We start from the raw sequence: 2182 nt of genomic DNA on the forward strand, positions 1-2182 counted from the left end.
GATTTATCGAAATTACCAACATGTATATGTTGGTCAGGGGATTACAAAGGGGATTTACCCCTTGTCGCACCATTGGATGAAATCCAATGGCTAAGTGCGCCCTTCGGGAAAACCACGATAGCATGGGATGTCTTGAATTTCAATTCAAACAGACCTATGCTTGAGGGGGATTCCTTGATACGGTGATGGTATGAGTGTTGATAATTTAGAGCAAAAAATTGCAAAGCAAGAAGAGCGTTTAAAACAGCTAAAAGAACAGAAAAAAGCTGCCATTGCACGTGAAAAAAAGAAAGTTTCTGATCAGCAACGTAAAGATGATACTAGACGTAAAATTCTACTGGGTGCTTGGGCGCTGAATAAGTTAAAAAATAATGAATCTTTTAAGCAGCAATTAGTCGATTTTGAGCAATTTTTAAATACGGAAAATAAGACCGAAGAAAATAGGCAGAAAGATAAAGATCTTTTTAATGGATTTATTTGGGATAAGACCTAAATTTCGCATAAGAGATTTTATGTTAAATATGTAGTTAATTTTCTTAAACTTATTATATATTTAAAAAATATAAATGAAGATATGGCATTAGTAATATGTATTATCATGTGATTTTAGAATTAGGCGAAAAACATCATAAAAATGCGTGGGATAAAGTTGAAATCAAATCAGATTTAACAGATTTAGAAGATTTGATTTGTAAATATGCTGAACCTTACCAGGTTGGGAACCCTATATTAATAAATGGGCGTACAATTCCTATTGAGCATATTGAACGTTTACGCATGTTTTCTAGTGAGATATCTGGTGAGGTTTTAAAACAGCAACAAGCTGCTCAACGAAGGGCTGAAAATCAGGCATCTAGTGTTGTTATGATCGGTTTTTATTCTAATGATTTAGAGTCCGCGATTCTTAAACAAAAAGAAATAACAGAAGAATTAATAACATATGCAAAAGGAACTAAAAAGCAAGTTCCTAATTTATTAGGTAAAGAAAAGAAGGTTACCCCATCTAAAGTATTCATTGTCCATGGGCATGATGATGCATTGATAAATGAAGTAAAAGCTTTTTTATCAGCTCAATTAATTGAGCCAATAGTTCTCAGAGAACAGCACGATGCTAGCCTTACAATCATAGAAAAGTTAGAACGTTACACAAAAGATCCTTCTATTGGGTTTGGGATAGTTTTATACACACCTGATGATCAGGGAAAAGCTATTGGGGAGGATGAGTACAAATTAAGAGCTAGGCAAAATGTTGTTTTTGAGCATGGTTTATTAATAGGTTTATATACTCGTGAAAAAGTAATCTGCTTAGTAAAAAAGGAAGGTCATATTGAAATGCCAGGAGATGTAAATGGTGTCGTATATACAGACCATGGTTATAAAGACTGGCGTATGTCTGTGGCTCATATGCTAAGTGATGCTGGATATGATATTAACTATAGAAAAATTAATTGAAACATATAAAAAAGGAGCTTTCGCTCTTTTTTATATGTTTCAATTTGTACCTAAATCTAGGTTGCAATAAAAGATTTTGTATTAAGCCCGTGTGGCTTTCTTGTAAGCCACAGCAAAGTATCCTTGTGATATAATGCATATCGATATACAATATATTATATGAAGGGCATCTCAATTGATAAAAAGTTTTAAGTGCGAATATACGCGTCAATTATTTGAAACGGGTAAGAGTTCTAAATTTTCAGCTATTTTGAAAGTTGCTACCCGAAAATTGACGATGCTAGATGCAGCAGTAACTTTAGATTTTTTGAGATCTCCTCCAGGTAATCGATTAGAAAAATTAGAACGTGATCGTTTAGGGCAACACAGTATTCGTATTAATGATCAATGGCGAATCTGTTTTGTTTGGACGGATAATGGACCCAGTGAGGTTGAGATAGTCGATTACCATTAATTTTGAGAGGTATATGTATGATCCATCATAATGGTATGAGAGCTGTTCACCCAGGTGAAATTCTTAAAGAAGAGTACATGCTCCCACTAAATTTAAGCTCTACTGCTCTAGCTAGAAAGTTAGGTGTAACTGCAGCTCGAATTAACGATATTGTATTAGAACGTCGCGGTATTACTGCTGATACAGCTTTGCGATTAGCACGATTCTTTGGTGGAGATGCTGAAAGTTGGCTTAATTTACAACATCAAGATGATTTGAAAATTGCCTATGAAAAAG

At 34.2% G+C, this 2182-nt stretch carries 4 protein-coding genes; all 4 read left to right on the forward strand.

Annotated elements, in window-relative coordinates; all coding sequences use genetic code 11:
• Window positions 1-190: 190 nt before the first annotated feature.
• Window positions 191-493: a hypothetical protein gene (locus FTV31_RS16315; RefSeq protein WP_174761320.1), complete on the forward strand. Its 303-nt coding sequence runs from the start codon at window positions 191-193 to the stop codon at window positions 491-493.
• Between the two features lie 95 nt (window positions 494-588).
• On the forward strand, window positions 589-1452 hold the full coding sequence (locus FTV31_RS16320; protein ID WP_179991628.1) for a TIR domain-containing protein: 864 nt from the start codon (window positions 589-591) through the stop codon (window positions 1450-1452).
• Between the two features lie 175 nt (window positions 1453-1627).
• Entirely contained in the window at window positions 1628-1906 is a 279-nt protein-coding gene (locus FTV31_RS16325; protein ID WP_179991629.1) for a type II toxin-antitoxin system RelE/ParE family toxin, read from the forward strand.
• Window positions 1907-1923: 17 nt separating this feature from the next.
• The coding region (locus FTV31_RS16330) for a HigA family addiction module antitoxin (RefSeq protein WP_180015705.1) at window positions 1924-2182 on the forward strand (259 nt) is incomplete at its 3' end.

Source organism: Acinetobacter sp. YH16031 (genome assembly GCF_013417335.1).
Lineage (GTDB): Bacteria > Pseudomonadota > Gammaproteobacteria > Pseudomonadales > Moraxellaceae > Acinetobacter.

Excerpts from the sequence above, each read along its gene's own strand:
- FTV31_RS16320 (WP_179991628.1), top strand. The coding sequence starts at position 589 with ATGTATTATCATGTGATTTTAGAATTAGGCGAAAAACATCATAAAAAT.
- FTV31_RS16315 (WP_174761320.1), top strand. The coding sequence starts at position 191 with ATGAGTGTTGATAATTTAGAGCAAAAAATTGCAAAGCAAGAAGAGCGT.